Source organism: Leucobacter chromiisoli, from assembly GCF_016522505.1.
GTDB lineage: Bacteria > Actinomycetota > Actinomycetes > Actinomycetales > Microbacteriaceae > Leucobacter > Leucobacter chromiisoli.
The window spans coordinates 110,957-132,949 of the sequence record NZ_JAEHOH010000013.1 but is presented as its reverse complement, the minus strand read 5'-3'; the positions used below and the strand labels follow the sequence as shown (position 1 = coordinate 132,949).

Here is a 21,993-nt window from a genome sequence, read left to right as displayed (position 1 = left end):
GCATCCGACGGTAGAATGTCCTGGTGACCAGCACTGCGACCCCGACCCCGACCGAACGCCAGGCCGCGATCCTGCAGCTCGCTCGAGCCTTCTGCCACCTTCTCGCGGTGGTGGCGATCACGGTGTGGGGCTTCCTCGCGTGGCCGCTGCCGTTCCCCGGCGTGCTCGGAGGCATCGGGTTCCTCGTACTGACCGTGGTGCTCTGGGCCCTGTTCCTGTCGCCGAAGCCCGTGCTGCGCACCGACCGCTTCGGCCAAGCGCTCATCGAGCTGCTGCTGCTCGCCGGCGCAGTGGCGGCGCTGCTCGATTTCGGCTTCTTCTGGCTGTGGCCGGCCCTGTTCGGGGTGGCGGCCGCGGTCATCGGCTACGTGGCGGGATCCCGCCAGGCCCGGTAGCCGCGCCGAGGTCGCGGCCGCACCGGTTCGAGGCGCCGCCGGAACGGTCGGCGCCTCGAACGCGGAGCTACGCCGTCAGCACCCGCCAGGGCTTCGCCGCCGCCTCGGTCGGCATGCCGTCGAGCACCCGGATCGTGCGCTCCGCCGGGTCGCTCACCACGGTGCAGAGCGTCTTCCATCGCTCGCCGAACTGCAGCGCCATGTCGGGCACGGCGCAGAGCGGGGGCTGTCCGTCACCGCTCGTGAGCAGCCCCACCAGCGCCTCCGCGTCGGCCGGCAGGCCGCTCTCGAGGCGTCGATCGACGAGCTCGAGGCGGGCAGAGGAGTCGGGTTCGTAGAGCTCCGACTTCTGGCCGGCGGCCGGTGCGGCGTCGCGGAAGTGGTTCGTCCGCACCACCGCACCTCCGGCCTCGGGAATCTCGAAGACGCCGACCGGGCTCAGCTCCGCCGAAACGGCGCGCGACGCGTCGACGAGCGTGAACGCCGAGGACGAGGCGATGGGCGCCTCCCTGATGAGGGCGAGCGCCTCGTCGACCGAACCGCACTCCGCCAGCACGACCTCGGAGAGCACGTGCATCGGCACGCCGCCCGGCCCGTCCTGCGCGTGCCCGAGAATGTTGAAGTGCAGCGTGAGACCGGCGGAGTTGGTGCCGATCTTGCTGACGATTCCCTGCTCGGTCACGCCGACGAAGCGGTGGCCCGGGCCCGCGACGGCCTGGGTGTGCCAGAAGTCCTCGAGCTCGACGTGCCAGTCCCAGGTCTGCACGGCGAGGCGCTTCCCCCCGACGAGGGCGGCGACCGTCGAGCACTCCCGAGCGGCCCCGCCCGAGGACAGCACCTCGGTGCGGGCGTTGAGCGCGGTGACCTGCAGCACGTCCACGCCGGCCGCCGCGGCCAGCGCCTCGAGCTCCTGGACCGCGCCGGGCCGCCACCCGGAGAGCACGTCGAGGGCGCGCGAGGCGACCTCCCGCTCCTGCTCGGCGCTCACGCCCACCGCCCGGAAGAGCTCGGCGTAGCGGTCGTAGGCGAGCGGAAGCGTTCCGCGCAGCTGCTCGCCGCGCGAACGCCCCAGTTCGGCGGGCGAATCGCCCGTGATCTCGATGTGCAGGCGCTGCTTCTCGGCGCTCATGCCTTCTCCTCTCCGGCCGCTGACCTTAGCAGCACGTCACGCAGCCCCCGGCGGGGCTTCCAACCCGGGCGCGGCGCCGAGGCGATGAGCAGCCGGGTATACGGTTCCTGCGGTCGGTCGAGCACGTCGTCCACCGCGCCCTGCTCGATAATCCTGCCCTCGCGCATCACGACGACGTCGTCGGCGATGTCGCGCACGACCGAGAGGTCGTGGGTGATGAAGAGGTAGCTCAGCCCGTGCTCGGCGCGCAGACGCTTGAGCAGCGACAGCACCTGCCCCTGCACCGACACGTCGAGCGCCGAGACCGCCTCGTCGAGCACGATGATCTCCGGCTCGGCGGCGAGCGCCCGCGCGATCGCGACCCGCTGCTTCTGGCCTCCGGAGAGCGCCGCCGGCTTGGCGTCGGCGTGCCGCTCGGTGAGGCCCACCTCCTCGAAGAGCTCGAGCACGCGCGCCCGACGCCCGGCGCGGTCGAGGTCGGGGCGGTGGGCGCGGAGCATCTCGTCGATGGTGGCGCCCACCGGCAGCGACCGGTTGAGCGATCCCTGGGGATCCTGGAACACCATCTGCACGAGCTTCGCCCGCTCCTTCAGGCGCGCACGGGAGGTGGTCGGCTTGACCTCCCTCCCGGCGATGCGCACCGATCCCGAATCCGCGGTCTCGAGTCCGACGATGACGCGCGCGAGGGTGGACTTGCCGGATCCTGACTCGCCGACGACGGCGAGACAGGTGCCCGCCCGCAGCTCGCAGCTCACGTCGTCGAGCGCGGCGACGCTCGAGTGACGCCCGATGTGGAAGGTGCGGTTCAGCCCCTCCACCTCGATGATGGGTGCGCCGCTCATGACTCGGCTCCTTCTTGCTGCGCCGGATCCGCGCCCCGGACGCCTCCCGCGGCTCCGGTCCCGGCCTCCTCCGCCAGTGCGGCCGCGGAGGCCTCACGCGCCGCCTCGGCAGCGGCGGCGGCCTCGTGGCCCGGCGGATAGAGCATCGGCCTCGCGTCCATGAGGGCGCGGGTGTATTCGTGCTGCGGCCGATCCCGGATCTCCTCGGGTGTGCCGATCTCGAGGATCTCGCCGTCCTTCATCACCGCGAGCCGATCGCACACCGCCGCGGCGAGGTCGAGATCGTGCGTGACGAAGATCATCGAGAGCCCGTGCTCGCGGCGCTTCTCGTCGAGGATCGCGACCACCTCCGCCTGGGTGGTGACGTCGAGGGCGGTGGTGGGCTCGTCGGCGAGCAGGAGCTTCGGGTCGCCCGAGATCGCCCCCGCGATGACGACGCGCTGCAGCATGCCGCCGGAGAGCTGGTGGGGGTACGACTTCAGCACCCGTTCGGTGTCGGTGATGCCGACGTCCGCGAGCAGCCGGGCGGCGCGGCTCCTCGCCTCCGCCTGCGGCACGCCGCGCGCGTCCGTCATCCCCTCGACGAGGAACCGCTCGATCGGCAGCACGGGGTTGAGCGAGCCGTGGGGGTTCTGCGCGATGAGGGCGAGGTCGTCGGCGCGCGTCCGCCGCAGCTCCTCGCCCGAGGCCCGCAGGAGATCGACGCCGTCGAGGTCGACGACGCCCTCGACGCGGGCGCCGCCCGGTTCGATGCCGAGGATGCACTTAAGCGTCATCGACTTGCCCGAGCCCGACTCTCCGACGAGGCCGACGGCCTCGCCCTGGGCCACCGAGAAGGAGTTGCCGTGCAGGATCTCGGTCTCCGCGCCGGTGTCGGGGTCGGAGACGGTGAGTACGAGGTTCTCGATGCGCAGCATCAGCGCGTCCTTCCCGCCGCTCGGCGTCCGCCGAGCTGCTCTCCGACGTAGCCGAACGCGGCCACGGTGATCACGATCGCGAGTCCGGCGAAGATGCTCTGCTCCCAGAACCCCTGCTGCAGCGACGACTGCCCGTTCGAGACCATGAGGCCCCAGTCGGGGGTCGGCGGCTGCACGCCGAGGCCGAGGAACGAGAGCGCCGCCAGGTCGATCATCGCATAGCCGAAGTTGATGGTCATGCCCGTGAGGATCTGCGTGCGCACGTTCGGCAGGATGTGGCGCAGCGTGATCACGAGGCCCGAGATGCCCTGCAGCTGCGCCGAGGTCACGTACGGCAGGTTGCGCTCGCGCAGAGCGACCGACCGGATGACGCGCGCCGTGTAGGGCGTGTACCCGATGGCGAGCGCGATGGCCGCGGTCACGATCGACGGGCCGAAGATCGCGACGGCGAGGATCGCGAGCAGCATGTTGGGGAAGGCGAACAGGATGTCGAGGATCCGGCCGATGAAGGCGTCCACCTTGCCGCCGAACCACACCGCGGTGAGCGCGAGCACGGTGCCCATCGTGGCCGTCCCGAGGATCACGATCAGGGGCCCGATGAGGCTGCTGCGGGCTCCCCAGATGATGCGGGAGAGGATGTCGCGGCCCGACTGGTCGGTCCCCATCAGGTGGGCGAGGCTCCAGGCCTCGTGACGCGCGGTGACGCTGCCCGCGTAGGGGTCGTAGGGGGCGACGACCGGCGCGAGGATCGCGAGGAGCACCACGATCGCGATGACGATCGCGCTCGCGATGCCCAGCCAGCCGAGACGCCGGGTGAGCACGCGCCAGCCGGAGACCGGCACCTCGTTGCGGCGCTTGCGCAGCAGCTGGACGGCGACCGTGTTCTGCGCCGCGGTGCCGGTGTGCGGCGTCTTCTGCGAGTTCTTCACGACTGCGCTCCCTTCGCCAGGCGCACGCGCGGGTCGATCACCGCGTAGAGCAGGTCGACCAGGAGGTTGATGAGCCCGAACGCCAGCACCATGATGAGCGCGATGGCCTGCACCACCGCGAAGTCCTTCTTCTGCACGGAGTTCACGAGCAGCGACCCGATCCCGTCGAGCGTGAACGCGTACTCGATCACGAACGCCGCGGCGAGCAGGCCGGCGACGTGGGTGCCGAGTATCGTCACCACGGGCAGCATCGAGTTCCGGATCGTGTGCCGCCAGAGCACGAAGCGCTTCGGCAGGCCTCTCGCCACCGCCATGATGACGTGCTCGGAGCCCTGCTCCTCGCGCACCGAGGTGCGCGTGATGCGCGCGACGACGGCGATGGATGGGAAGGAGAGCGCCAGCGCGGGAAGCGTGAGATGCCAGATGCGGTCGGCGAAGCCCTGCCCCGATCCCGAGACGGGGAACCAGCCGAGCCCGACGCCGAAGATCGCCATGAGGATCAGCGCGGCGAAGAAGGTCGGCACCGCGAATCCGAGGTTGGAGCCCAGCACGATGAGCTTCTCGAAGACGCCGGAGCGGGTCGCCGCGAGCACACCGAGGCCGACGCCGAGGATCGCGATCAGCAGCGCCGAGTAGAGCACGAGGTACAGCGTGGTGGGGACGCGGGAGGCGACGAGCGCCCCCACGTCCTGCTGGGTCACGAGGGAGCGGCCGAAGTCGCCCTGGACCGCCCCCATGATCCAGTTCCAGTAGCGCACGAGGAAGGGGTCGTCCAGACCGTACTGCTGCCGGATCGCAGCGAGCACCTCCGGGCTCACGGTGCGTCCCTGCACGAGGAACTGCTCCGGGCTGCCGGGCGCCAGGTACATCCCCGAGAACACGACGAAGCTCGATACGACGAGCACGATCACCAGTGCCCCGAGCCGTCTCAAGAGGTACGGCATGGACGTTTCCCCTCCCTGTTATGCATGCGGTCTAGGCCGGTGCGCTCACTCGGCCGCGCCGAGATCGGCCGCCCACGGGTAGTTCAGGTACACGAACGAGGCGGGGACGCCGGTGATCGAGTCGTCCATGAACAGGCGGACGTTGAGCTGGGCCACGGGCACCCACGGCATGCTCTCCATCATGAGCGCCTCGGCCTCGACGGAGAGCTCGGCCCGCTTCTCGGGGTCGGGCTCGGTCCTCGCGGCCTCGATGGCGGCGTCGACCTCGGGGTCGCTGAACTCGTTGAAGTTCTGATCGCCGCCCGTGCCCGCGATGCCCGAGATGTAGTTGATCGGCGAGGGGCTCGAGGGGTAGTTGATCGTCACGAATCCGTCGTATCCCTTGCGGGCCTCGGGATCGGTGAAGAACGCCCCGAACTGCGCGCTCGGCACGCCGGCGGGCTCGAGCTTCAGGCCGAGCTCCGCCGCGCCGTTCGCCATCTCGTTGATGATGTCGGCGTAGAAGGAGCGCTCGCTCGGGTAGGCGATCTTGATCGTCTGCGAGAGGTCGGCGTCCGACTCCTCGAGCTCCTGCTTCGCGGCCTCGATGTCGAAGCTGAGATCGGGCAGCCTCTCCTCGCGGAGCTCCTCGACCTCGGGGGTCGGCTCCCAGTTGAGCTCGGGGACGATGGACCGGGCCGGGACGGCGGTGCCCTCGTAGACCGTGTCGACGATGGCCTGGCGGTCGGTGGCCCGCGTGATGGCGCGCCGCACGATCGGGTCGGCGAACGGACCGTCGCCCTGGGCGATGATGCCCATCAGCTGCATGCCCTTGCCGGAGTAGAGCTGGCCGGAGGAGCTGCCCGCGAGCTGGGACAGCGCCGGCAGCGGCAGGTCGTAGCCGCCCAGGATCTCGCCGGTCGAGAGGCTGTTGCCGATCGCGGTCGGATCCACGACGAAGTCGATCTCGAACTCCTTGGCCTTCGCCTTGCGATCCTCGTTCCAGTAGTCGTCGTTGCGCTCGAGCAGGATCGACTGCCCCTGCTTCCACTCCTTGACCTTGAACGGACCGGTGCACATGACCCCGCCGCCGGGGTTGCCGAAGTCCTGACCGGCCTCGACGCGCTGCTTCTGCTGCACGACCGCGCCGATGGGGGTGCCGAGCACCTCGACGAAGGTCGCGTCGGGCTCCTTCAGGGTGATCGTCATCTCCCAGTCGCCGGTCTGCTCGACCGACGCGATGTTCGCGGCGCTGCCGGCCCAGTAGCTGCCCTCGGCGGGGTCGAGGTTGCGGTTGACCGAGTAGAGCACGTCCTCCATGGTCATCGGCGAACCGTCCCAGAAGGTGACGTCGTCGCGGATCGTGAAGACGTAGGTCTGCGGATCCTGCTCCTCCCACTCGCTGGCGAGGTTCGGCGCGATGGAGAGATCGGGCTGCATCTGCACGATCGTGTCGCAGATGTTCGCGGTGACCTGGTTCTCGGGGTAGTTGAAGCCCTTGATCGGGTCGATGCTCGCCGGTTCGCCGTACGGCAGGTTCCAGTTGGCGTAGTCGATCTCACCGGCGGGTGCGGGAGTCGTGGTGAGCAGTTCGCCCCCGCCGTCCTCTCCGCCGCCTGCGCCGCCCCGGCTTCCGGTGGCGCACCCCGCGAGGGCCAGGCCCGCGACGGCCACCAGCGCGAGCGAGGTCTTCGTGAGTGTTCTCTTCACGTCCTTCTCCATTCGATTCGTCGTTGAACCCCCGCTTCGCGGCGTGAGCCGGGAATCAGGAAGGCACGGTTGCGATGGTAGCAATGCAAATCGTTTTGCACAAACCGATTTGGTCACGGTCGTGTCTCATCCGCCGAGGAGGCGTCTCCGGCTCGGGCGCCCCCGCCCGCTCACACACGGAGCTGCCCCGGAGCGGCTAATGTGGTACCCGTGCAACGACCCGCTCGACCGACGATCAAGGACGTGGCCCGGGCTGCCGGAGTCTCCCCGACGACGGTCTCGCACGCGCTCAACGGCAAGGGCGTCGTGCGCAGGGAGACGGAGGAGCGCATCCGCCAGGTCGCCGCGCGCATCGGGTACCGGCCGAGCGCGATCGCGCGCGGGCTCCGCAACTCGCGGCTCGGGCTGCTCGGGCTGATCATCCGTCCGTTCGACACGCTCGACTCGTTCATCCCCGCCGGAGTGGACTACTTCCTCCGCATCGCCGGCTCGGCATCCCTCACGGCGATGGAGCACGGCTACAGCCTGATGATGGTCGACGACCCGTCGAAGCGGGGGCGGCCCGTCAGCGCCCTCGCCGCCGACGGCTACGTCGTGACCGAGCCGTTCGAGAACGACCCCGTGCTCTCCCTGCTCGAGCGGGAGCGCATCCCCTTCGTCGCGGTCGGCGCCGACATCGCGCGACGGGACGAGTTCGTCACCATGGACACGCTCGCCGACAAGCAGGCCGTGCAGATGATCGAGCATCTCGTCTCGGCCGGAGCCACGCGCGTGGCACTCGTCGTGGGCACCGACCGCAACGCGTGGAACCTCGACTCCCGCGACGCCTATCTCGACTGGTGCGCACGGGTCGGGCAGGACCCGCTGTGGATCGCGATCCCCGAGGCCCAGGGCGAGCGCGCCGGCGAGATCGCGCTCGACCGCTTCTTCGGCGAGGGCGCGGCCGATGCTCCCGACGCCGTCTACTGCCTCATGGGGCGCCAGGCCTCCGGCATCGCCCGGGCCGCCGTCGCCCGCGGCATCTCGGTTCCCGACGAGCTGCTCGTCGCCGCCGGATCGGGGGCGCTCCAGAACCAGACGATGCACCCGACCGTGACGGCGTTCGACCTGCAGCCGGAAGTGATCGCGCAGCGAGCGGTCGAGGCGGTGATCCGCCTCATCGAGGGCGAGGCCGTCGAGACGCCGTTCGAGGCGCCGGAGGCCTTGCTGCATCTGCGGGAGTCGACCCAGCGGGTCTGAACCGCGATTCGGCCGACGGCCCCGGCGCCGGTCGACCCGACCCGGGCCCGCCCGACGGTGCCGGGCCGGCCCGCCGCGGCCTCAGGACACCGCGTCGATGAGGTCGGCGAAGAGGCCCGCCGTCGTCCGCGTGTTCTCGTAGTCGACCGCCTCGGGAGCCGAGGAGAACTTCACGATGATCGTGCCGCTCGCGGGATCGAGCCAGAGGTACTGGCCGTGGATGCCCACGGCGTGCACGCTGCCCCGGGCGTCGCCCAGCGACCACCACTGGTTGCGGTAGGTGAAGTTCGGGAAGACCTCGCGCTTGGGCGACCCCTCGGTGTGCGCGGGGTCGCCGCCCGCCATGGTCTGCGCCACCCAGGCCTCGGAGACGACCCTGCGCCCCTCGATCTCGCCGCCGTCGAGCATCAGCCGTCCGACCCTGGCGAGGTCCCGGGCCGTGCACTCGACGCCGCCGTTCGCGAACGCGAAGCCTCCGCGGTCGACGCCGATGCGAGCATCGTGCGCGCACCCGAGCTGCGACCACAGCCGGTCGGAGAGCACCTCCGCGTAGCGCTGCCCCGTGGCGTTCTCGGCCACCCAGGCCAGGGCATCGGTGACGGCCGAGCAGTACTGGAACACGCGCCCGTGCTCGCCCCGCTGCGCGAGACGGGCGAGGAACTCGTAGACGTTCTGCGGATCGCCCGCTCGCCGCTCGGCCCGGGCTCCGCGGAAGTTCGCGGCCCGGTCGTGCGCCTGCACCTCCGACTCCGGGTCGTCGTAATCCTCCGAGTACTCGACCGAGACCAGCATGTCGAGCGCCTGCTGCACCGTCGCGCCGCCGAACGCGCTCCCCGCCAGGTCGGGCGCGTAGCGCCGCATCTCATGCGCCGGATCCACGATCCCGTCGTCGATCAGCGCGCCGAAGGCGATGGCCAGCAGCGACTTCGACACGCTCATCAGGAGGTGGGGCTGCTCGGGGCCGAAGCCGGGCGCGTACCACTCGGCCAGCACCTCGTCCCCGCGCTGCACCAGGATCGCGTCGGTGTAGGTGTCCTCGAGCCGCTCATGCAGCTCGGGCACGTGCGCCACGCGATCCAACCCCGCGGGCTCGGGGCGCCGGGAGAGCGGGATGCGCGAGACGGCGGTCGTCGGCACCGTCTCGGCGAAGTGCCGGAACGCCCAGCGGTTGAACCGCGGCTCCTGCCACGTGTCGAGCGTCGGAGCCTCGGTCAGCCCGAGCTCGTGCTGCCGCCTCCCCGGAACCGTCCGCCGCTGCACCGCACCCTCGTCGTTCGCCTGCATGCTCTCCCGCCTTTCTCGCTGTTCCAGCTGTCCTGCTCGTACGCGCCCCCAGCGGCGGCGCCCGCTCTCGGTGCGGCGCTCATGATCCGCCCGCCGCGCTCCGGTCACCCGGCGCCGAACGCCGCCCGGACCTCCTCGTGCGGCAGCGCATGGCTCGCATGCCCCTCGCGGCCCTCCATGTCCCGGGCCGCCACGAGGGCGTTCAGCACCGCCTCCTCCGTCGCCTCGACGACCGCCTCGTAGAACGGGTCGATCCCGCCCCAGGCCAGGAAGTCCAGCCGCTCGATCGAGCCGGCCGCCGTGCCCATCCGGGATCCGAGCGCGCCCCCGTTCGCGGTCGAGAAGGCGAGGAAGATGTCGCCCGAGAAGTGGCTTCCCGTGGTGCCGGTGCGCGCCAGCCCCAGCGGCACCCGGCGCGCCAGCGCGCGGCACTGCTCGGGGAGCAGGGGAGCGTCGGTCGCGACGACCACGATCACGCTGCCGGATCCCGGAACGGCGCGGCGTTCTCCGCCCGCCTCGCGGGCGAACCAGTCGGTGTCGTGCATGGGGTCGGGCGCCGCCGATGCGCGGCCGAGCGGGCGGCCCGCCACCTTCAGCTCCCGGCGCGCGCCGAAGTTGGCCTGCATCAGCACGCCCACCGTCCAGTGCCGCTCACCGGCCCGGACGATGCGCGAGGCCGTTCCGGTCCCGCCCTTGAACCCGTAGCAGTTCATCCCGGTGCCGCCTCCGACGTTGCCCTCGGCGACGGGGCCGCCCGCGGCGGCGTCGAGCGCCGCGACCGCGTGCCCGGGCGTCACGAGATCAGCGTTGATGGAGTTCAGGTAGCCGTCCCAGGTCTCTCCGACCACCGGCAGCATCCACTGCGCCGCTGCGGCCGGCTCGTGCTCCGCCATCCACCGGTCGATGCCGCGGTGCACGGACCCCACCGCGTGGGAGTTCGTGATGCCGATGGGGGTCTGCAGCTGTCCGGACTCGTCGATCCAGGCGCGCCCCGTCAGCTCGCCGTTGCCGTTCAGCACCGCGACGCCGGCCGCGCAGGGCTGCGCCGCCCCGGCCCGGCCGCGGGGGAGCACCACGGTCACGCCCGTGCGAGCGACCACCGGGGAGTCTTCGACGATGGTGGCGTAGCCCACTTCGACTCCGGGCACGTCCGTGATCGCGTTCCACCTGCCGGGTTCCCCGTCAAGGGGGATGCCGAGGTCCCGGGCCCGCACCTCGCCGATCGCCTCTGCCCCGTGTACGCGCGTCATCGTCGCTCCTCAGATCCTCGCCGACTCGCGCACGCGAGCCGGTGTCTGCGCCCACCCTACAGAGGTTCTCCGGCTATTTCCAAATCGTTTTGGTTCCGTGTGAGAGCGCACCGGACCGTCCCCCGGGAACGGGCGGATCCGCACACTCGCCGCTTCCCGGGCGGGCGGCGCCAGCGGCCCGTGATCGACGCGCGGGCGATCCCGACCGGCACCGCTCAGGGCGTCAGCAGGATCTTCCCGACGTGCTCGGAGGCCTCCATGCGGCGGTGGGCGTCGGCCGCGCGGGAGAAGGGCAGCACGGAGTCGACGACGGGCCTCAGCGCTCCCGAGGCGAACGCGGGCCAGAGCCGCCGCCCCATGTCGGCGACGATCGCCCGCTTCTCGGCGACCGGTCTCGCGCGCAGCGTCGTGCCCCACAGCCGACCGCGCTTCATCATCAGCGCGAAGGGGTTGAAGGACATGCGCTCGCCGCTCTGGTTCGCGATGACGACCAGGATCCCGTCGGTCGCGAGCGCCCGGATGTTGGCGCTCGCGTTCGCTCCGCCGACGATGTCGAGGATCACGTCGGCTCCGCCCGGATACGTCTCGGCGATGCGCTCGGCGAAGTCCTCCTCGCGGTAGTTGATCAGCGTCTCGGCCCCCAGCCCCGCGCAGAAGGCGAGCTTCTCGGCGGAGCCGGCGGTCGTCGCCACTCGGGCGCCCGCGAGCCTCGCCATCTGGATCGCCATCGAGCCGACTCCGCTCGCGCCCCCGTGCACGAGCACCACGTCTCCCGCACCGACCTCCGCCGAGCGGAACAGGTTCGACCAGACCGTCGCCACGACCTCGGGCAGCGCGGCGGCCTCCACGAGCCCGACCCCCTCCGGCACCGGCAGCGCCATCTGCGCGTCGACGACGACCTCCTCGGCGTATCCCCCGCCGGCGAGCAGCGCGCACACCTCGTCGCCCGCACCGAAGCGGTCGACCCCGGCGCCGACCTCCGAGACCGTCCCCGACACCTCGAGACCCGGCCACTCGGGCGCGCCGGGGGGAGAGGGGTACTCGCCCTCGCGCTGGGCGACGTCGGCGCGGTTCACCCCCGCGGCGGCCACCCGGATCCGGATCTCGCCCGGCCCGAGCGGCAGATCCTCGACCTCGCGCAGGGCGAGCGCCTCCGGCCCTCCCGGCCTCTCCACGACGATCGCGCGCATCGCTTCTCCCCTCTTCTCTCCCCGGTTCCGCCTCGATCTGCGCGGCGCTGCCGACAGCCGGCGGGCTCTCCTCGATCCTACGCACCGCCCCTCGCGCTCGCCCTCGGACCGGGATCGCTCGCCGCCGCTCCGCAGGCGCCCGGAGCCGGCGCGGAATACGGGGCCTCCGAGCCGGGTTGGGAAGGGTATGACACACTCCGACGCCCGAGGGGCGAGCACCGATCCGCGCCACCAGCCAGATCGCACCGCCGGCGACCCGACCCCGCGGTCCGAGCCCCTCAGAGCCGTCGCGGGCGCCGGCCCCGAGCAGCTGATCCTCGGGCTCGACAGCTTCGGCGACGTCACCCGCACCCCGGCCGGCGAGCCCGTGCACCCGGCGCAGGTGCTGCGCGACGTCGTCGAGCAGGCCGTGCTCGCCGATGAGGCGGGGGTCGACGCGCTCACGCTCGGCGAGCACCACCGCGACGACTTCGCGATCAGCTCGCCCGAGATCGTGCTCGCCGCGATCGCCGGGCGCACCAGGCGGATGCTGCTCGGCACCGGCGTGACGGTGCTGTCGAGCGACGACCCCGTGCGCGTCTACGAGCGCTTCGCCACCCTCGACGCGGTCAGCGGCGGCCGCGCCGAGGTGGTGCTGGGCCGCGGCTCGTTCACCGAGTCGTTCCCGCTCTTCGGCTATCGGCTGAGCGACTACGACGAGCTCTTCTCCGAGAAGCTCGACCTCTTCAATCGGCTGCGCGCCGAGGGCCCGGTCACCTGGTCGGGGCGGCACCGCTCCGCCCTGGTCGAGCAGGAGGTGCACCCGAAGACCGAGCAGCCCGGCGGTGTGCGCGCGTGGATCGGCGTGGGCGGCAGCCCGCACTCCGTGCTGCGCACCGTGCAGCTCGGGATCCCCATGATGCTCGCGATCATCGGCGGCGATCCGCAGCGCTTCCTGCCCTTCGTCGACCTGTACCGGCGCACGCAGCAGGAGCTCGAGCGGGACCCGATGCCGCTCGGCGTGCACTCGCCGGGGCACGTCGCCGACAGCGACGCCGAGGCCCGCGAGCAGCTGTGGCCGCACTTCGAGGCGAACCGCAACCGCATCGGCGCGGAGCGGGGCTGGCCGAGGACCACCCGCGCCGAGTTCGAGCGCGAAGCCGACTCGGGATCGCTGTACGTGGGCTCCCCCGAGACCGTCGCGCAGCGGATCGCCGGAACGGTGCGGACGCTCGGCGCCGACCGCTTCGACCTCAAGTACGCGACCGGCACGATGCCGCACGAGCAGCTCATGGGGAGCGTCGCGCTCTACGGCCGCGAGGTGATCCCCCGCGTGCGCGAGCTGCTCGCCGCCCGCTGAGCGGTTCGGGAGACCCGCCGTCAGTCGCGGCCGAGCGGAGCCGCTCCCCCGACGATCACCTCGGTGACGCGCAACTCGGGATCCAGCACCGCGAAGTCGGCCCGCCTGCCGGGGGCGATGTCGCCGACGCGTTCCCAACCGATCGCCCTCGCAGGGTTCGACGCGGTCTGCCGTGCAGCCGCGATCAGCGCCGCGTCGAGATCCCGCCGAGACCGGGCATTCCGTTCGAGACCGACCGCTGCACCCCGCGGAGCATGCTCGGCCTCGGCGAGAGCGGCCGATCCCCATGCGCCGGCGACCGCCGCGGGGTCGCGGAGCGCCCTCCGGCGGAACACCGCGTCCATCGTCACCGTGCTGCCGGCGATGGTGTCGGTGCCGAGCACCCGCGCGATCCCGCCCCGCACCTCGACGTCGAGCGCGCCGAGCCGGTGCCGTCCGTCCCCGCAGCCTGCTGCGCCCATCGCATCGGTGACGAGCGCGACGCGATCCGCCCCCACGGCCGCCTCGACCCCCTCCACGAGGGCCGGATGCAGGTGCACCCCGTCGGAGATGAGCTCGAGGGTCACCCGCTGATCCCGCATCAGCGCCACCACCGGCCCCGGCTCCCGGTGGTGCACGGGGCGCATCGCGTTGCAGAGGTGCGTCGCGACGGTCGCCCCGGCGTCGATCGCAGCCCGGGTGCGGGCGTGGTCGGCGTCGGTGTGGCCGATCGCCACCGTCACGCCGGCGTCGACGAAGCGGCGGACGGCGTCGAGCCCGCCGCGCAGCTCGGGGGCGATCGTGACCATCCGGATCGCCCCGTCTCCCGCCGCGAGCAGCGCGTCGATCTCGCCGGGATCCGGATCGCGCAGCAGCGCGGGCGCGTGGGCTCCGGCGCGGGCCGGGCTGAGCCACGGCCCCTCCAGGTGGATGCCGCCGACCTCGCCGTCCGCGGCGAGCGCCGCGAGCATCCGCACGCCGGCGAGCAGCTCGGCCGGGGCCGCGGTCACGAGGCTCGCGAGCGTCGTCGTGGTGCCGTGCGCGCGGTGCGCGTCGCGGGCGCGCAGGGCGCTCTCGACGGATCCGTCGGCGTAGCTGCCGCCCCCTCCGCCGTGCACGTGGATGTCGACGAAGCCGGGCACGAGGATCGCCGCGCCGAGGTCGCGGTCGATCCGCTGCGGCCGCCCGGCTCCGAGGCCGACGATCGTGTCGCCCTCGATCGCCACCCAGCCGGGCGCGTGCACGGCGCCGGAGGTGACGACGCGGGAGGCGGCGAGCACCGTCGCGGCGGGGCCGCTCATGGCGCGGCGCCCGTTCCGGCATGCTCGGGCAGGTTGCGCTGCACGTGCTCGTAGTAGTCGGTGAGCCGCAGCAGCGAGGAGGCGGCGCGGTCGATGACGACGGTCGCGTCAGGGTGGAGCTGGAGGGCGCTCGCCGGACACACCGCCGCGAGCGGCCCCTCCACCATGCGCGCCACCGCGTCAGCCTTCGCCTCGCCGTGCGCGACCAGCAGCAGCTGCCTCGCCTCGAGGATCGTGCCGAGCCCCTGCGTCACGCAGTGCAGCGGCACCTCGTCGAGCGAGCCGAAGAAGCGGGCGTTGTCGATGCGGGTCCTCGGGGCGAGCGTCTTGAGGCGGGTGCGGGATGCGAACGAGGAGGTGGGCTCGTTGAAGCCGATGTGACCGTTGGCGCCGATGCCGAGCAGCTGGAGGTCGATGCCCCCGGCCTCGCGGATGCGGCGCTCGTAGTCGAGGCACGCGGCACGAATGTCGGCGGCCGCGCCGTCGGGGACGTGCACGCGCCGCGGGTCGAGGCCGAGCGGCTCGGTGACCGATCGGCGGATGACCGAGTGGTAGCTCTCGGGGTGCGTGGGGTCGAGGCCGAGGTACTCGTCGAGGGCGAATGCGCTGACGCCGGCGGTGTCGATCTCCCCCGCCCGCACGCGGCGCGCGAGCTCGGCGTAGGTGCCGAGCGGCGAGGATCCGGTGGCGACGCCGAGCACCGCGCCGGTCGCCTCCCGCCCTCCCGAGGCCGCCGAACGGTCCGCCGTCGACGCTCCCGACGCTCCCGACACTGCCGAGGGCGCCGGACGGCCGGCCGCCGAGCGGATGGTCGCGGCGATGCGCTCCGCCGCGTAGCGCCCGACGGCCTCCGCGTCGGGGACGATGACGATCTTCACGGGGACTCCTCACCGGGCGGACCCTCGATCCCGCGCCGCGCATTAGGACTAGACCAATATCTGGCTGCTAGATTGGCATGGACCAATTTGCCTGTCAAGCCGGCACGGGAGGGGAGGCGCGTGCGGATCCCGAAGTACTACACGCAGAAGCTGCGCATCCTCGAGCTCATCTCCGAGGCGCCGGCGGGGTCGGCGCTCCCGACGGAACGGGAGCTGGCGGAGCGCTTCGGCACCTCCCGCACCACGATCCGTCAGGCCATCGGCGAGCTGGTGGCGGAGGGAAGGCTCCGCAGAACGCAGGGCAGCGGCACGTTCGTGGCGGAGCCGCCGGTCCTGCACGTGCGCCAGCTCACCTCCTTCAGCGACGATCTGCAGGGGCTGACGGTGGAGGGGCCGACGCTCGGGATCGAGCGGGTACCGGCCGAGCGGGAGGTCGCGGCCGCCCTGGGCGTCTCCCCCGGCTCAGCCGTGCATCGGATCGAGCGCGTCCGACACCACGCGGGCGAGCCGCTCGCACACGAGATCGCCTTCCTCCCCGACGAGCTGCCCGGCCTGGCGGCCGAGCTCGAACGGCGCGGCTCCCTCTACGAGACCCTGGACGAGGGGTACGGCGTGCGCATCAGCGGCGCCGAGGACGAGATCGCCACCGCGCTCGCGACCCCGGCTCAAGCCACGGTGCTCGGAGTCGAGATCGGCTCACCGCTGCTCGTCGTGCACCGCACCGCATGGGAGGCGTCCGGCCGCGCCGTCGAGTGGACGACCTCCGTCTTCCGCGGCGACCGGTTCCGGTTCCGCGCGCGGAGCGGAGAGCGCCCGGATCCCCGTCACGAACGGTGAGCGGAGGGTATCCGCGGGCTTGCGATTCCCCCGGCAGCCGCTAGCCTAAGTACATGAGCGAACTCCGACTTGAAGAGCTGTCCGCCGCGACGATCGTCGCCGTGAATCAGCTCGGCCTCAAGCCCGGCCAAGAGCAGTTCATCACCCCCGTCTCGTACGCTGCCGCAGCGGCCGTGACCCCGGCCCACTCCGCGTGGCAGCGCGTGGTGCTGAAGGACGACCGCGTGGTCGGGTTCATCCACGGCAACTTCGACCCCGACGCCCCGCAGGAGGAGTTCCGCGCGGCGCTGTGGCGCATCAACGTCGACGCCGAGGCCCAGGGCATGGGCGTCGGAACGTTCGCGGTGAACGCGCTCATCGAGGAGGCCCGGCGCCGCGGCGTCGACCGCCTCACGGTGCTCTGGGAGCGCGGCGAGGACGGCCCCGAGCGGTTCTTCCTGCACATCGGCTTCACCCCGGTCGGCGAGACGCCGTACGGCGAGGTCATCGGCGCCATCGACCTGCAGTAGGGTCCGCGATCCGCGTCGGGGGGGCCCCCCCCCCCCGGGGGGGGGGGGGGGGGGGGGGGGGGGCGGCGGGGGGGGGGGGGGGGGGGGCCCCACCGCCCTGCTGTGGGGCCGGCTTGCCGGGGCGCCCCCCCGCCCGCGGGGGGGCCCCCGATTCCGTCTGCGGGCCTCCGGCGGGGCTTCGTCGAGGGCCGCATGCTCGCGCATCGCCGCCCTCTCCTCGCTCCTCGCTCCTCGCTCCTCGCTCCTCCCTCCTTCGCTCCTTCGCGAGCACCCCATCCGCCCCACCAGCCGCCGGGAGTCCCATGCCGCAGTCCTCGTCTCACGGAGCCTCCTTCGCGAGCCGCGGAGTTCTCGCCTCGGTCGGGGCCTCCGTCTTCTTCGCCGGCATCTACTTCGTCACGCCGATGCTGACCCCTCTCCCCTCCGAGCCGCTGTGGGCGCTGCGCAACATCGTGACCCTCCCCTTCGTCGCACTCGTGCTCGTCGTCATCCGCCAGTGGTCGCTGGTCGTCGACGTCATCGCCAAGGTCCGACGACGTCCCCTGCTGGCACTCGGAGTCGCCGTCTGCGGCTTCCTCGTCGCCGTGCAGCTGTGGCTGTTCGGCTGGGCCCCGCTGCACGGTCGGGGGCTCCAGGTGGCGCTGGGCTACTTCCTCCTGCCCCTGGTGCTGGTGGTCATCGGCCGGTTCCTCTACAAGGACAAGATGACCTGGTGGCAGTGGGCGGCGTGCGGCATCGCCGCCGTGGGCGTCGGCTTCGAAGCGATTCGCGTCGGCGGCGTCTCGTGGGAGACCCTGCTCGTCGCGCTCGGCTACCCCGTCTACTTCGTGCTGCGCCGGTCCATGGGCACGGGGCACCTCGGCGGGATGTTCTGGGAGTTCGCGGCCATGGCGCCGGTGGCGGTCGTGTTCCTGACGATCGAGCTGACGAGCGGCTCGTCCCTGCAGCAGAACCCCTCGCTGTACTGGCTCGGCCCGGCGTTCGGACTGCTCTCGGCGGTCGCGCTGCTGCTCTACCTCGGCGCCTCGTGGCTGCTGCCGATGGCGCTCTTCGGCCTGCTCAGCTACGTCGAGCCCGCGCTGCTGATCGTGGCGTCGGTGCTGAACGGCGAGCGCATCGGCCACGACGAGTGGTTCACCTACGGCGCGATCTGGTGCGCAGTCCTGGTGCTCATCGCTGGCGGGGCCGTGCAGATCGCGCGCTCCCGCCGCGGCCCGGCCGTCTGACGCCGGCCACCTCGCACTCCAGGCTCGGCACGGTCGGATCGCGTCCCCAGCGGAAGATCGGCCCCAGCGGAAGATCTGCGTCCAGCGGAAAATCTGCCCCCATCGATGCCGACACCCCGCTTCGCGTTCCTCTGGAGGCAGATTCACCGCTGACGGCAACTTGAGGGCCTCTCCGCCGCAGCACCTCTCCGCCCCAGCACCTTGCCACCTCAGGGCCCCAGGAGCGCGATCACGGTTCGGTCACGAAGCGTCGGGACCTGAAATCCGGCTTGCATTTAATTAGTTCGTAAGCTTTACTAACTTGCATGAAGGACGCAACGACGCGCTCGGAGCCTGCGCCGGCCACGCCACCGCAGGCGACCCAGTCCCGCACCGAGGCAAACCGGCTCCGGCAGCCCGTCGCCCCGTCGCGCTCGCTCCGTCTCAACGGGAAGGCGACCCTCGGAGCGGCCCGCCAGCACAATCGCACGCTCCTGCTGCAGACCCTCTACCTCTCGGGGCCGCTGAGCCGGGCCGATCTCGCCCGCGCCACGAAGCTGACGAAGGTCACCGTCTCGGAGCTGATCGCCGAGCTGATCTCCGAGGGCCTGGTGCGCGAGCTCGGGCAGCGGGAGTCCCAGCGCCCCGGCAAGCCCGCGATCCTCGTCGACCTCGCACGCGACGCCCACGCGGTCGTGAGCCTCGACCTGAGCGATCACCGCCTGCTGCGCGGCGCCGTGCTGAGCCTCGCGGGAGAGGTGCTGGCCCGCGCCGAGGCTCCCCTCGACGGAGCGACCGGCGACGCCGCGACCGAGCGCACCTGCGAGCTCGCGCAGCGCCTCATCGAGGCCTCGACGGTTCCGCTGCTCGGCCTCGGCGTCGGCACGCCCGGCGTCGTGGACGAGGGAGGAACGGTGCGGACCGCCCCGAACCTGGGCTGGAACGAGGAGCCGCTGCGGCGCATCCTGGAGGACCGCACCGGGCTCGCCGTCGTCGTGTCGAACGATGCGAACGCCGCCGCCCTGGCTGAGCACAGCTACGGCGACGCGTGCGACGATCTCATGCTCGTCGCGATCGGGCACGGCGTCGGCTCGGGGCTCATCGTCGGCGGACGCCCGGTGACCGGCAGCCGCTTCGCCGCCGGCGAGATCGGCCAGGTCATGGTGGGCACGGACCTCGGGATCGAGGCCCCCTACTCGCGCGACCAGGTGCTCGAGCACTGGCTCTCGGTGCCGAGCCTCACGGCCGCGCTCGCGGGCGCCGGCGACGAGGGGCGCGACCGGGTGCTGCGCGAGGCGGGGCAGCGCCTCGGAGTGGCCCTCGCCCCCGTCGTGGGCGCACTCAACCTCGCCGAGGTGGTGCTGGCCGGCCCCGAGGAGCTGATCGACGACACGCTCGTCGAGGCGACCCTCGAGATCCTCCGTCGCCGCACGATGCCCGACTCCCACAGCGCCCTCGTGCTCCGCACGAGCACCCAGGGCAAGGATCTCGTGCTGCGCGGCGCCACCGCCCTCGTACTGCAGGAGCGCCTCGGCGTGAGCTGAGCGCGGCCGCGCGGAAGGCGGTCGGGATCCCCGACCGAGAACCCCGAACCCCGAGGACCCTGAACCCCGCGAACCCCCGAAGAACCGACACGACCAGACTTCACGACCACTCGAAACCACCGACGGAACAGAAGATCAGGAGCCCGGCGCAGGCCGGGACTCGCACCGAAAGGAACACACCATGAAGAGAAAGCTCACGGGCCTCGCCGCTGCGGCCATGGCTTCGACTCTGCTGCTCACCTCCTGCGCACAGGGCGCGCAGGGCGGCGAGGAGGTCGACGGCGAGGGCAAGACGATCACCATGTGGGTGATCGGCGGAGACACCCCCGACACGCTGCGCGACTACCTCGCGGAGGAGTTCGCGGAGCAGACCGGCGCGACGCTCAAGATCGAGGAGCAGGGCTGGGGCGACGTCGTGACCAAGCTGACGACGGCGCTGCCCGACGAGAACAACACCCCCGACGTGACGGAGATCGGCAACACGCAGTCGCCCACCTTCACCAACGTCGGCGCGTTCCTCGACATCAGCGACATGTACGACGAGCTGGGCGGCGATGACCTGCTCCAGTCGTTCGTCGAGGCGGGAGCCGTCGAGAGCAAGAACTACACGCTGCCCTACTACTTCGGCTCGCGCTACGTGTTCTACCGCAAGGACGTCTGGGAGGCGGCCGGCGCTCAGTTGCCGACCACCCTCGAGGAGTTCAACGCGGCGGTCACGAAGATCGCCGAGACGAACCCGAAGGGCATCGACAACTTCTCCGGCTTCTACTTGGGCGGCCAGGACTGGCGCGACGGGATCTCGTGGATCTTCGCGAACGGTGGCGAGATCGCCGAGTTCCAGGACGGCGAGTGGGTCGCGACCCTCGACTCCCCCGAGTCGCTCGCGGGGCTGGAGCAGCTGCAGCAGATCTACCGCACCGCCTCCCACGCGCCGAACGACGCGAAGGACGCGAACCAGTACCAGTTCCTGAACGACTCGGATCAGGTGAAGGACGAGGCGGGCAACGTCACCGAGGATCTCTCGCTGGCGGCTGGCACCATCATGGCCCCGGGCTGGGCCCACTGGTCGATCGGAGACCTCGTCGAGGGAGAGGACGGCGAGCCCGCGCGCGAGTGGAACGACGACGTCTTCGGCACCTTCGTGCTGCCCGGCGTCGACGGCGAGCCAGCCCCGGTCTTCGCCGGCGGATCCAACATCGGCATCTCCGCGAAGTCGAAGGAGCCGGAGCTCGCCAAGGAGCTGCTGCGCATCATCTACTCGGAGGAGTACCAGACGATGCTCGGCGAGAACGGCCTGGGCCCGGCGAACCAGAACTACACCGATTCGCTCGGCGACGACCAGTTCGCGCAGGCGCTCGTGGAGTCGGCGTCGAACTCGAAGCTGACTCCCGCCGCTCCGGGCTGGGCCTCGGTCGAGGCCAAGAACATCATGGAGGAGTTCTTCGCCCAGATCCGCGACGCCGACGACCTCGAGCAGCTGGCGAAGGACACGAACGCCAAGCTCGATCCGCTGCTGAACCAGAAGTAGGCCTGAGGGGGCGGCCCGGCCGCCCCCTCAGCCGACCGCCCGCTCCCCGAACGGCACCCCTCCGCCCCGACGAAACGAGACACCGTGGCCCGCACCGCTCCGAGCGAGCTCACTGCCCCGAGACGGCGCTTCCGCATCACTCCGTACGCGCTGCTGCTGCCCGCGACGCTGATCGTGCTGCTCGCGCTCGGCTACCCGATCTTCTGGCAGCTGATCACGTCGATGCAGTCGTTCGGGCTGGCCCAGCAGTTCGGCCAGCCGCCCGAGTTCGTGTGGTTCGCGAACTACGTCGAGCTCTTCACCTCGCCCACCACCTGGCTGGTGGTCGCCCGCTCGGTGGCGTTCTGCCTGGTGACGGCCGCGGTGACGATGGCGGTCGGCATCGGGATCGCGCTGCTGATGCAGGCGACTCCGCCGGCGATCCGGATCACCATGCAGATCTCGCTGCTGCTCGCCTGGGCGACTCCCGTGGTGGCGGCGATGACGATCTGGAACTGGATCTTCGACTGGCGGCGCGGCCTCGTCAACTGGATGCTGAGCGGCGTCGGCCTGCCGATGCAGGGGCACAACTGGCTGCAGCACCCGCTGTCGTTCTTCGCGGTGGCGCTGATCGTCGTCGTCTGGATGAGCGTGCCGTTCGTGGCGTTCTCGGTCTACGCGGGCCTCACGCAGGTGCCGGGCGAGGTGCTCGAGGCGGCGCAGATGGACGGCGCGAGCCCGTGGCAGCGTCTGCGCCTCATCATCCTGCCGGTGGTGAAGCCGGTGCTCGGGATCGTGATGCTGCTGCAGATCATCTGGGATCTGCGCGTGTTCACCCAGATCAAGCTGCTGCAGGATCGCGGCTCGATCGCGAGCCAGACCGACGTGCTCGGCACGTACATCTACCAGCTCGGCGTCGGCTCGAGCGACTTCGCGATGGCGAGCGCCATGTCGATCTTCGTGCTGCTGCTCACCATCGCCCTGAGCTGGGCCTACGTGCGCAACCTACTCAAGGAGGATGAGGTGCGATGACCGCTCCCTCGATTCCCGCGGCCACCGGTGGCGCCCCGGCGCCCCGCACGGCCC

At 71.6% G+C, this 21,993-nt stretch carries 20 protein-coding genes; 9 read left to right on the top strand and 11 right to left on the bottom strand.

Annotated elements, in window-relative coordinates:
* Positions 1 to 23 precede the first annotated feature (23 nt).
* Positions 24 to 395 (top strand): DUF2568 domain-containing protein, encoded by a 372-nt coding sequence (locus JD276_RS10710; RefSeq protein WP_200115637.1) that lies wholly within the window; start codon positions 24 to 26, stop codon positions 393 to 395.
* A 67-nt stretch (positions 396 to 462) separates the two neighbouring features.
* Here the strand turns inward: JD276_RS10710 and JD276_RS10705 are convergent, their stop codons facing one another.
* The 6 genes from JD276_RS10705 to JD276_RS10680 are packed head-to-tail and all read right to left on the bottom strand — an operon-like array spanning position 463 to position 6,845.
* Positions 463 to 1,524 (bottom strand): C45 family autoproteolytic acyltransferase/hydrolase, encoded by a 1,062-nt coding sequence (locus JD276_RS10705; RefSeq protein WP_200115636.1) that lies wholly within the window; start codon positions 1,522 to 1,524, stop codon positions 463 to 465.
* Positions 1,521 to 2,366, bottom strand: coding sequence for an ABC transporter ATP-binding protein (locus tag JD276_RS10700; protein WP_200115635.1), 846 nt, complete (start codon positions 2,364 to 2,366; stop codon positions 1,521 to 1,523). The genes JD276_RS10705 and JD276_RS10700 overlap by 4 nt, the downstream gene beginning before the upstream one ends.
* Positions 2,363 to 3,283 (bottom strand): ABC transporter ATP-binding protein, encoded by a 921-nt coding sequence (locus JD276_RS10695; RefSeq protein WP_200115634.1) that lies wholly within the window; start codon positions 3,281 to 3,283, stop codon positions 2,363 to 2,365. The genes JD276_RS10700 and JD276_RS10695 overlap by 4 nt, the downstream gene beginning before the upstream one ends.
* Positions 3,283 to 4,212 carry an ABC transporter permease gene (locus JD276_RS10690; RefSeq protein ID WP_200115633.1) on the bottom strand — a complete coding sequence of 310 codons (930 nt, stop codon included), beginning with the start codon at positions 4,210 to 4,212 and terminating at the stop codon, positions 3,283 to 3,285. The genes JD276_RS10695 and JD276_RS10690 overlap by 1 nt, the downstream gene beginning before the upstream one ends.
* Entirely contained in the window at positions 4,209 to 5,156 is a 948-nt protein-coding gene (locus tag JD276_RS10685) for an ABC transporter permease (RefSeq protein ID WP_200115632.1), read from the bottom strand. Before JD276_RS10685 ends, JD276_RS10690 begins: the two co-directional genes overlap by 4 nt.
* 45 nt (positions 5,157 to 5,201) lie before the next feature.
* Entirely contained in the window at positions 5,202 to 6,845 is a 1,644-nt protein-coding gene (locus JD276_RS10680) for an ABC transporter substrate-binding protein (protein ID WP_307866539.1), read from the bottom strand.
* Between the two features lie 210 nt (positions 6,846 to 7,055).
* On the opposite strand from JD276_RS10680, the gene JD276_RS10675 reads away from it, so the two are divergent.
* Positions 7,056 to 8,084 carry a LacI family DNA-binding transcriptional regulator gene (locus JD276_RS10675; protein ID WP_307866538.1) on the top strand — a complete coding sequence of 343 codons (1,029 nt, stop codon included), beginning with the start codon at positions 7,056 to 7,058 and terminating at the stop codon, positions 8,082 to 8,084.
* 81 nt (positions 8,085 to 8,165) lie between these two features.
* On the opposite strand, the gene JD276_RS10670 is transcribed toward JD276_RS10675, so the two are convergent.
* The 3 genes from JD276_RS10670 to JD276_RS10660 all read right to left on the bottom strand — a co-directional run bounded on the left by JD276_RS10670 (position 8,166) and on the right by JD276_RS10660 (position 11,808).
* Positions 8,166 to 9,368: a serine hydrolase domain-containing protein gene (locus tag JD276_RS10670; RefSeq protein ID WP_200115630.1), complete on the bottom strand. Its 1,203-nt coding sequence runs from the start codon at positions 9,366 to 9,368 to the stop codon at positions 8,166 to 8,168.
* Between the two features lie 104 nt (positions 9,369 to 9,472).
* Positions 9,473 to 10,618: a DmpA family aminopeptidase gene (locus JD276_RS10665; protein WP_200115629.1), complete on the bottom strand. Its 1,146-nt coding sequence runs from the start codon at positions 10,616 to 10,618 to the stop codon at positions 9,473 to 9,475.
* 215 nt (positions 10,619 to 10,833) lie between these two features.
* Positions 10,834 to 11,808, bottom strand: coding sequence for an NAD(P)H-quinone oxidoreductase (locus JD276_RS10660; RefSeq protein WP_200115628.1), 975 nt, complete (start codon positions 11,806 to 11,808; stop codon positions 10,834 to 10,836).
* 187 nt (positions 11,809 to 11,995) lie between these two features.
* Between JD276_RS10660 and JD276_RS10655 the strand changes: the two genes are divergently transcribed.
* Positions 11,996 to 13,147, top strand: a complete 1,152-nt coding sequence (locus tag JD276_RS10655) for an LLM class flavin-dependent oxidoreductase (protein ID WP_200115627.1) — start codon at positions 11,996 to 11,998, stop codon at positions 13,145 to 13,147.
* 20 nt (positions 13,148 to 13,167) lie between these two features.
* On the opposite strand, the gene JD276_RS10650 is transcribed toward JD276_RS10655, so the two are convergent.
* Positions 13,168 to 14,427: an N-acetylglucosamine-6-phosphate deacetylase gene (locus tag JD276_RS10650; RefSeq protein ID WP_200115626.1), complete on the bottom strand. Its 1,260-nt coding sequence runs from the start codon at positions 14,425 to 14,427 to the stop codon at positions 13,168 to 13,170.
* Positions 14,424 to 15,305: a glucosamine-6-phosphate deaminase gene (gene nagB, locus JD276_RS10645; protein WP_200115625.1), complete on the bottom strand. Its 882-nt coding sequence runs from the start codon at positions 15,303 to 15,305 to the stop codon at positions 14,424 to 14,426. The genes JD276_RS10650 and nagB overlap by 4 nt, the downstream gene beginning before the upstream one ends.
* A 120-nt stretch (positions 15,306 to 15,425) precedes the next feature.
* Between nagB and JD276_RS10640 the strand changes: the two genes are divergently transcribed.
* The 6 genes from JD276_RS10640 to JD276_RS10615 all read left to right on the top strand — a co-directional run bounded on the left by JD276_RS10640 (position 15,426) and on the right by JD276_RS10615 (position 21,939).
* Entirely contained in the window at positions 15,426 to 16,142 is a 717-nt protein-coding gene (locus JD276_RS10640) for a GntR family transcriptional regulator (RefSeq protein WP_200115624.1), read from the top strand.
* A gap of 53 nt (positions 16,143 to 16,195) precedes the next feature.
* The gene (locus JD276_RS10635) at positions 16,196 to 16,651 is read left to right on the top strand and encodes a GNAT family N-acetyltransferase (RefSeq protein ID WP_200115623.1); all 456 of its coding nucleotides are present in this window, start codon (positions 16,196 to 16,198) and stop codon (positions 16,649 to 16,651) included.
* 302 nt (positions 16,652 to 16,953) lie between these two features.
* Positions 16,954 to 17,877 (top strand): EamA family transporter RarD, encoded by a 924-nt coding sequence (rarD, locus tag JD276_RS10630; protein ID WP_200115622.1) that lies wholly within the window; start codon positions 16,954 to 16,956, stop codon positions 17,875 to 17,877.
* A gap of 305 nt (positions 17,878 to 18,182) precedes the next feature.
* Entirely contained in the window at positions 18,183 to 19,400 is a 1,218-nt protein-coding gene (locus JD276_RS10625; RefSeq protein WP_200115621.1) for an ROK family transcriptional regulator, read from the top strand.
* Between the two features lie 181 nt (positions 19,401 to 19,581).
* Entirely contained in the window at positions 19,582 to 20,928 is a 1,347-nt protein-coding gene (locus JD276_RS10620) for an extracellular solute-binding protein (RefSeq protein WP_200115620.1), read from the top strand.
* Between the two features lie 84 nt (positions 20,929 to 21,012).
* Entirely contained in the window at positions 21,013 to 21,939 is a 927-nt protein-coding gene (locus tag JD276_RS10615; RefSeq protein WP_307866537.1) for a carbohydrate ABC transporter permease, read from the top strand.
* Positions 21,940 to 21,993: the final 54 nt, after the last annotated feature.

Coding starts and splice junctions, on each gene's coding strand:
- JD276_RS10705 (WP_200115636.1), bottom strand. CDS start 1,524: ATGAGCGCCGAGAAGCAGCGCCTGCACATCGAGATCACGGGCGATTCG.
- JD276_RS10700 (WP_200115635.1), bottom strand. CDS start 2,366: ATGAGCGGCGCACCCATCATCGAGGTGGAGGGGCTGAACCGCACCTTC.
- JD276_RS10695 (WP_200115634.1), bottom strand. CDS start 3,283: ATGCTGCGCATCGAGAACCTCGTACTCACCGTCTCCGACCCCGACACC.
- JD276_RS10685 (WP_200115632.1), bottom strand. CDS start 5,156: ATGCCGTACCTCTTGAGACGGCTCGGGGCACTGGTGATCGTGCTCGTC.
- JD276_RS10670 (WP_200115630.1), bottom strand. CDS start 9,368: ATGCAGGCGAACGACGAGGGTGCGGTGCAGCGGCGGACGGTTCCGGGG.
- JD276_RS10665 (WP_200115629.1), bottom strand. CDS start 10,618: ATGACGCGCGTACACGGGGCAGAGGCGATCGGCGAGGTGCGGGCCCGG.
- JD276_RS10660 (WP_200115628.1), bottom strand. CDS start 11,808: ATGCGCGCGATCGTCGTGGAGAGGCCGGGAGGGCCGGAGGCGCTCGCC.
- JD276_RS10655 (WP_200115627.1), top strand. CDS start 11,996: ATGACACACTCCGACGCCCGAGGGGCGAGCACCGATCCGCGCCACCAG.
- JD276_RS10650 (WP_200115626.1), bottom strand. CDS start 14,427: ATGAGCGGCCCCGCCGCGACGGTGCTCGCCGCCTCCCGCGTCGTCACC.
- JD276_RS10635 (WP_200115623.1), top strand. CDS start 16,196: ATGAGCGAACTCCGACTTGAAGAGCTGTCCGCCGCGACGATCGTCGCC.
- rarD (WP_200115622.1), top strand. CDS start 16,954: ATGCCGCAGTCCTCGTCTCACGGAGCCTCCTTCGCGAGCCGCGGAGTT.
- JD276_RS10625 (WP_200115621.1), top strand. CDS start 18,183: ATGAAGGACGCAACGACGCGCTCGGAGCCTGCGCCGGCCACGCCACCG.
- JD276_RS10620 (WP_200115620.1), top strand. CDS start 19,582: ATGAAGAGAAAGCTCACGGGCCTCGCCGCTGCGGCCATGGCTTCGACT.